The organism is Sabulicella rubraurantiaca, assembly GCF_017355885.1.
In the GTDB taxonomy this organism is placed as follows: domain Bacteria; phylum Pseudomonadota; class Alphaproteobacteria; order Acetobacterales; family Acetobacteraceae; genus Roseococcus; species Roseococcus rubraurantiacus.
This window is the reverse complement of the sequence record NZ_JAFEUU010000041.1, coordinates 1-6,922: the sequence shown is the minus strand read 5'-3', so window position 1 is coordinate 6,922 and position 6,922 is coordinate 1. Positions and strand designations below refer to the sequence as shown.

At 70.2% G+C, this 6,922-nt stretch carries 6 protein-coding genes; 2 read left to right on the top strand and 4 right to left on the bottom strand.

Going from position 1 to position 6,922, the window contains the following annotated elements; all coding sequences use genetic code 11:
* The first annotated feature begins 344 nt into the window (after nucleotides 1-344).
* Nucleotides 345-533, top strand: coding sequence for a hypothetical protein (locus tag JTJ31_RS24130; protein WP_207541295.1), 189 nt, complete (start codon nucleotides 345-347; stop codon nucleotides 531-533).
* 284 nt (nucleotides 534-817) lie between these two features.
* On the opposite strand, the gene JTJ31_RS24125 is transcribed toward JTJ31_RS24130, so the two are convergent.
* The 4 genes from JTJ31_RS24125 to JTJ31_RS24110 form a co-directional block, all read right to left on the bottom strand.
* A complete protein-coding gene (locus tag JTJ31_RS24125) occupies nucleotides 818-1,153 on the bottom strand; it encodes an MGMT family protein (protein ID WP_207541294.1) in 336 nt (111 codons plus the stop codon).
* A gap of 295 nt (nucleotides 1,154-1,448) precedes the next feature.
* Nucleotides 1,449-1,982, bottom strand: a complete 534-nt coding sequence (locus JTJ31_RS24120; RefSeq protein ID WP_207541293.1) for a DUF3455 domain-containing protein — start codon at nucleotides 1,980-1,982, stop codon at nucleotides 1,449-1,451.
* Between the two features lie 98 nt (nucleotides 1,983-2,080).
* Nucleotides 2,081-3,493, bottom strand: a complete 1,413-nt coding sequence (locus JTJ31_RS24115; protein ID WP_207541292.1) for a phosphatase PAP2 family protein — start codon at nucleotides 3,491-3,493, stop codon at nucleotides 2,081-2,083.
* A 63-nt stretch (nucleotides 3,494-3,556) separates the two neighbouring features.
* Nucleotides 3,557-4,399, bottom strand: coding sequence for a class I SAM-dependent methyltransferase (locus tag JTJ31_RS24110; RefSeq protein ID WP_207541291.1), 843 nt, complete (start codon nucleotides 4,397-4,399; stop codon nucleotides 3,557-3,559).
* A 243-nt stretch (nucleotides 4,400-4,642) separates the two neighbouring features.
* On the opposite strand from JTJ31_RS24110, the gene JTJ31_RS24105 reads away from it, so the two are divergent.
* Nucleotides 4,643-6,664, top strand: coding sequence for a tetratricopeptide repeat protein (locus JTJ31_RS24105; RefSeq protein WP_207541290.1), 2,022 nt, complete (start codon nucleotides 4,643-4,645; stop codon nucleotides 6,662-6,664).
* Nucleotides 6,665-6,922 lie beyond the last annotated feature (258 nt).

The window sequence follows — 6,922 nt, the reverse complement described above, 5'->3', positions numbered from 1 at the left end:
CAGCCCCCTCCGGTCATACCGAGACCGGTTTTCCGCCGTCCACATCCGCCATGCTCTCCGCGAATCTCTCCTGCACGAGCGAATCACAAGTGACTCAATCGATTCAACATGTTCGCGGACGGACACTAACCCCGACCTCATGTCCGAGCCGCACACTTGCTCGGCCATGAACAAGGACTCAAATTCAGCGGCCGGAGCCGATCCGCCTTCTTCCTGTACGCGACTTTGATCGGGTTACCACACGCTCTAGCGGCACCTCCCAGCCTTTGGCACCGTCTTGCCGTGCGCGGGCAGGTGCTGCACGTCAGCGCCCAGAACTGGCGGGCGACAGAGAAGGAACGCTGATGAATTGGGAGAAGATCGCGCTCTACCTGGCGGTGGGTGTTTTGGCGGCTTACTTCAACCAGCAACTGCGCGAGCTCATTCGCGGCCCCAACGGGGAGCAGGGGCGCACGATCTACCGCATCAATCGCTTCGGCGCCCTGCTGCTTGTGGCGATAGCCATGTGGGGCGTGCTCGAGGCGACACACTGACCAGGGGAAGGCGCTATCCCATGAACCTCGAGCTCGCCACTAGTGTCTTTGTTGTTCTGCCAAAGCGGGCGTAATGGGTCAGCAAACAACCCGACCTAGTGCCGCGTCTCGGTTTTCGACACGGCACTGGAGACAGTGCGGTATGCGCATCTGGGTAATCCACGGATCCACCAATGGCATGATGGCTTCGGTGCCCTAGCGGCTGTCCTGGAGGAGCGCGTCGTCTTGTTGGGCATCCTCCTCTGGAGGCCGCTGTCAGTGCTGCCGGAAAGTGCCCGCTCGAATCAGCCGAGCCAACGAAACCTCCTCAGGTCGCAGCGCCCCCTCGCGTCGAATTCGACGCCCTCACGCTCCAGAAGGTGCTGTTGCAAGCTGTCACCGCCGTTGCGGGACGAGCTGTACGAAACCTCTCCCTTCGCGTTGATGACACGATGCCAGGGAATCTTGGTTGCCGGATCAAGGCGCTGAAGCACTCTCCCGACAAGGCGTGCCCGCCGCGGTAGCCCGGCCATGGCCGCGATCTGACCGTACGTCGCAATCCAGCCCTTCGGGATGCGGAGAATGGCAGCATGGATCGCCGCAACAGCTTCATCCTGATCCTGCGGCGCGGCATGGCGCAATCTACGCTTCATCGCCATGGGCCGAAGATAGATCGCTGAGCGAAGCCCGCCACCACATTCGGGCCTGCGAGCCGTGAGAGTGGGCACATGGTGCGACGTGTCCCAGCCGAGCCGGTCGACGATACGCCGCGGCCCGTTGTGGCTTGCGAAGAATCTGCGGGCTGCCCAGGCGGCCAAGAGGAAGCCGGACCTGCTCCCCGTTGGCACCGCGACCAGCACGAACTGGTGACTTGCTCCCAGCCGCACGCGGTCGAGGGAGAGGCGGCCGTCGCGGCGGCACCAAGGAGGATGACAGTCAGCCCCCGCCCGACGGCGCGAAGAACACGTAATCCGCAGTGTAGGGCACGGCCCGGAAGGCGCCGGCTGTCGGGCATGATCCCTCCGCAACCCCGCCTGCCGTGTTCACGCGCAGGATCACCGTGACCGGCTCGAGCCGCCCGCCGCTCCCCGCTCCGCGCCGTTCCGTCACCTCCAGCCGGAGCCAGGGAATGTCGCCTGTGCCTGCTCCCGGCAGCCGGTCAGCGACGCGCCCCACGAGCGTGGCTCCCCCTTCGGCCAGTTCCCAGCTCGGCCCGGCATAGTGTCGCCCGACCGTGCGGCCTCCCTCCAGAAGTGTCGCGATCGGCTCGCGGAACGCCCAGGAAAGCCGGCCGTCGGCGCCAGCGCGGCACTCGTAGATCTGGGCGCCCTGCGCGTGGGTGGTTGCCACGATGGACAGGCCCGGCGCCGCGGCGGCCTCCGGTCCGGGCTGGGCCAGCGCTGAGCCGCCCGCCAGGACGAGAAGGAGCCCAGCCGCGCAAGGCGGAAGCTTGAGATGACGTTGGGTCATGTCGGTTCCTCCGGAACTGCCGGTCCCGCCGGCGACAGGTGGGAGATCTGCGACCTCCCGCCCCATGGGCCATGGAGCCCATATGGCGCCGGCCTCCCTCACGGGGATGCGACCCCCGCGCCGTCGCCCTGCGCGCGCTGGATCGCGCGCTCCGCCACGCTGCGGCCCAGCGCCTCGGCTGCGGTGACGTCGCTGGGGTAGTGGATCCCGGCCCAGATCCGCGACTCCCCGGCCTCGCGTGCCAGCGCCGCCATGGTGCCTGCATCGCGCGGGAACAGGTGCCCGATCACCGCCGCGGCCGAGATGGAGAAGCAGCCATGCGCGGAGGGGTAGCTGGGATGGTTCGGCACCGCGATCACCGGCCGGAACTCGCGGTCGAGCTGCGTGGGGCGGATCGTCCAGTAAGCGTATTTCGCGTCCCAGCAGGCGACCCCGCTATCGTACATCGCCACGTTGAGCAGCGCATAGGCACGCGCGGCGCGTGGCGCGTCTCCGGACTGGCCGTGCTCGAAGAGCAGGCGCCCAACATGGTTGTTCCAGTACTCGTGGCTGCGGAGGCCTCCAGCGGCCGCCTCCCAGAAGAGGGCGCGGGAAGTAGTGAGCGGCGTGCGCTCGAGCGTGCGAAGCTGCGCCATCTCCGTCGCGCGCTCCGGCGAGTCGGCGGAAGGGGGTGGCGGCGGCCGGAACTCGGCGGCCGAGGACAGAAGCCATGGCGTCCAGTTCGGGGCTTGCGGCAGGGCCGGGTTGGCTGCGTTCCACTGGCCGGGTTGCGCCGGCACCGTACCCGTCCAGCGCTGGTCGGTGCCGTCGCGCCGGGCCCGCTCCAGCGCCACGGCGGCGACCTGCCGGCCGAGCGCAGCGCCCGCCGCGACGTCGCTGGGATACGCCACTCCGGCCACCATCCGCATGCGGCTCGCCTCCTCCGCCAGGCGCGTGAACTCGGCCGCGCGCCGCGGGAAGATTTCGGCGAGCACGGCCGCCGCTGCCCCGGCGGCAACGGCGTGCTCGTCTGGATAGGACGAGCTTGTGGGCATCGCGGCCAGGGGCCGCAACGCCGGGTCCGTGGCCCCGGGCGCAGGGCGGTTATGGGCCTGCTTGCTGTCCCACGCCGCGACCATCGCATCGGCCAGCGCGGTGTGCAGCAGCGCCAGATGCCGTGAGGCGAGGTTGACCGGCACGCCCGCCCGCAGCGCCTCCTCCATCGCAATCCCGTTCCAGCGGTAGGACGGCGCGGCGGCGTTCCACCAAGCGATGCGCTCCAGCGTCGCCGCATCGCGGGAGGCGACCAGGCCGAAGAGCTGATCGAGCTCCGCGCGCGTCGCCGCGGCGTCGGGTGGCGGCGGGAGGCGGAACTGATTGCCGGAGGCCAGCACCCAGGTCTGCCAAGTTCCGGGATGCGACGGCTGCGCACCGTCCCTGGTTTGCGCCCAACTCGTTTCGGACAGAATGAACGAGGAGCCGAGGAGCAGCGCCGCGCCGAATGCGCGGCGGCTCGAACTCATCCTGGGCATCTCAACTCTCCTTCGAAGGGGGGATGGGGGCGCGGCGGCGATCCGCCGCGCCGGCCGCTTCCTTCAGCGCCGCGTGACGACGACCTCCAGGTATTCGCTCGGCACGATCAGCGTGTCCGCACTGCCGCGGTTCATGCGCCCGCACAGCCCCAGGATGTCCTCCTCGAGCGCCGCGGCCTTCTCGGCGTCGAGCGCCGCGAAGGCGCGGTTCACCGGCCCATAGAAGGTGCGGAAGACCTCGAGCATGTGGTCGGCCGAGCGGTAGCGGAAGTTGAAGACCTGCTTGGTGGCCTCGATCCCCTGCCCGGTGAAAAGCTCGGCCATGCGCGCCTCGGTGCCCCAGAGCGCTGGCGAACGGAGACCGGCCGGCGGCGGCATGTGCTTCCCGATCGTGCGGAAGAGCTGGCCGATGAAGCCCTCCGGCGTCCAGCTGGCAAGCCCGATCCGGCCGCCCCCCGGGCGCACGACGCGGAGCAGCTCGGCCGCCGCCTTGTCCTGGTCCGGCGTGAACATGACGCCGAAGGTCGAGAGCACGACGTCGAAGCTGTTGTCGGCGAAGGGGAGCGCCTCGGCATCCGCCTCGCGGAAGGCGACGACCAGGCGCTCGGCGGCCGCGCGCTCCCGGCCGCGGTCGAGCAGGACGCCGACATAATCCGTGGACGTCACCTGCGCGAAGCGGCGGGCCGCGGCGAGGGTGGCGTTGCCGTTGCCGGCGGCGACGTCGAGCACGCGCTCGCCGGCGCGGAGGTCCACGGCCTCGCAGATGCGCTCGCCGACGATCTGCAGCGTGGTGCCGACGACGGCGTAGTCGCCGGTCGCCCAGGTCGCCTGCTGGCGGGCCTTGACCGCAGCCAGGTCGACGGGGGTGGCGGATGCTTGGTTCGGCAGGACGGTGGATGCTGACATGGTCTGTCTCCTCACGTGGCTCTCGTTGCGCCGCCCCCGGCGGGGGTGGCGCCGCTTCGGCCGGCGCAGGACCAAGGCCAGGCGGTGAGCAGCTTCGCTCTCCGTTCTGGCGGTTCGCTGCTATGGTCACCGCCCGCTGCGCGGAGAGGACCCACGGGCTCGGCGCCCGACAGATCGTCTCCTCGGCCCGCTTCGTAGCGGCGGCGCGTGGAGGCCGGTGTGGGAGCCGGCGTGGGAGCCAGCATGGAAACGGAATCCCCCTCGAGCGAGGGCACCGCACCCCTGGAGATCCGGCTTCTTGGTCCGCTGACGGTCGTCCACAGGGGCACGGCGGTGGCGCTGCCGGCGTCGCGCAAGGCGCGTGCTCTCCTCGCCTACCTCGCGCTGGCCCCGCACCCTGTGTCGCGAAGCCATCTTTGCGAACTCCTGTGGGATGTCCCCGACGACCCGCGCGGCGAGCTCCGCTGGTGCCTGAGCCGGATCCGGGGCGTCCTCGACGAGCCGGGCCGGAGCCGGATCGAGACGCGGGCGGACGCGATCCGTCTCAACCTTTCCGGCTGCGTCGTGGACGCGGTCGAGCTGGACCGCGCTGCGCGGGCCGGCTTCGAGGCGCTCGCGACCGAACGGCTGCGGGCGCTCGCCGCACTCTTTGCCGGCGACGCCCTCGAAGGGCTGGAGCTCGACCGCCTGCCCAGCTTCGAGGGCTGGCTTGTCGCGCAGCGCCGCCATTTCCGCGATGCCCACGCATCCCTGCTGGAGACGCTCGCCGGGCGGTTGCCGGACGAGGAGGCGTCCGACGCCCTTGAGCAATGGCTCCGGCTCGCCCCCTTCGACCTCCGCCCCCACCAGGCCGTGCTGGCCGCGCTGGCCCGGCGCGGCCGCATCCGGGAGGGGGACGAGCACCTTGCGGCAACAACGCGGCTATTCGAGGCCGAGGACCTCGACGCCGCCCCGCTGCGTGCCCTGTGGCAGGCAGCCCGCGCCCAGGTGGAGAAAGCGCCGTCGCGCGCCTGGGCCGGACCGGCTGCCGTGGCGCCTCCTCCGGCTGGCGCCGCGGCGGAGGACAGCTTCGCCGGGCCACACCGGGGCTCCGTCGCGGTGATGCCCTTCACCGATTTGACCGCGGGGCCGGCGACGCCCGGCGGCCCTGCTGATGCCCTGGTCCACGACGTAATCGCGCGGCTGGCGAAGCTGCGCTCCCTGTTCGTGATCGGGCAGGGCAGCGTGTTTGCGCTCCGGGATCGGGGCGTTTCCCCCGCGGAGGCCGGGCGGCTACTCGGCGTGGACTACGTCGTCAGCGGCTCCGTACAGCGCCGGGGCAAGCGCTTGGCCGTTGCGGTCGAACTCGCCGAGGCGCGGAGCGCGCGGATAGTCTGGGCGGAGGTCTTCGACCAGGAGGCGGAGGACGCTTTCCTGGTCCTCGACGAGATCGGCAACCGAGCGGTCGCCTCGATCGCCGGCGAGATCGAGGCGGCCGAGCGTAACCGCGCGGTCCTCCGGCCTCCTGACTCGCTCGATGCGTGGGAGGCGCATCATCGCGGCCTCTGGCACATGTACCGCTTCAACAAGCCGGACAACGAGAAAGCCCGGCACTTCTTCGAAACGGCCATCCGCCTCGACCCGACCTTTTCGCGCGCCTATGCCGGCCTATCCTTCACGCATTGGCAGAATGCGTTCCAGGGCTGGGCGGAGCGTGGGGCCGAGATGGAGCGTGCCTATGCCGCCGCCGGGCAGGGGTTGATGGCCGACGACCGCGACCCCGCTGCGCATTGGGCGATGGGCCGGGCCCTTTGGCTGCGCGGCCGCCACGACCAGTCGGTCGAGGAACTTGAACGCGCCGTGGAGCTGAGCCCGAATTTCGCCCTCGGCCACTACACGCTCGCCTTCGTCCACTCGCTGACCGGCGACCCGGACACGGCCGTCGAGGCCTCCGGACATTCGCTGCGCCTCAGCCCCTACGACCCGATGGTCTTCGGCATGCTCGGGGCGCGCGCCATGGCGCTCGTGCGCCTCAATCGATTCGAGGAGGCAGCCGAAATGGGCACGAAGGCCGCCGGCCGCCCGAACGCCCATGCCCACATCTTGGCGATCGCCGCGGTCTCCCTCGCTCTCGCCGGCCGGCTCGACGAGGCGCGCGCCCATGTCGCGGCGATCCGGAAGAAATTGCCGTCCTACCGTGTGGATGACCTCATCACGGCAATGCAGCCGGCGCCGGATGGCGAGATGCTGTTCCGGTTGGGCGCAAAACGAATAGGGTTCACCTGACGCGGCTTGCAGCGGGTGATCTGGGATCGGCCATGTTTCATGGGCGCCGACACACGGTCGACGCCCTGCTCGTGTTTGGGCCGCGGGAGCGTGGGCAGCGACGACCATCAATGCGCACCCCGACCCTGCTTAGCTTCCTCCGACGGCGGTTCCGACGAGTGCGCCGGAGGCGGTGAGGCCTGCGGTGGTGGTGGCACCGGTGGCGATGATGCTGGCCATGGTAACGCCCGCCTCGGCCAGCAGCGGCGCGGTGGCACC

Excerpts from the sequence above, each read along its gene's own strand:
- JTJ31_RS24115 (WP_207541292.1), bottom strand. The coding sequence starts at position 3,493 with ATGCCCAGGATGAGTTCGAGCCGCCGCGCATTCGGCGCGGCGCTGCTC.
- JTJ31_RS24110 (WP_207541291.1), bottom strand. The coding sequence starts at position 4,399 with ATGTCAGCATCCACCGTCCTGCCGAACCAAGCATCCGCCACCCCCGTC.
- JTJ31_RS24120 (WP_207541293.1), bottom strand. The coding sequence starts at position 1,982 with ATGACCCAACGTCATCTCAAGCTTCCGCCTTGCGCGGCTGGGCTCCTT.
- JTJ31_RS24105 (WP_207541290.1), top strand. The coding sequence starts at position 4,643 with ATGGAAACGGAATCCCCCTCGAGCGAGGGCACCGCACCCCTGGAGATC.
- JTJ31_RS24130 (WP_207541295.1), top strand. The coding sequence starts at position 345 with ATGAATTGGGAGAAGATCGCGCTCTACCTGGCGGTGGGTGTTTTGGCG.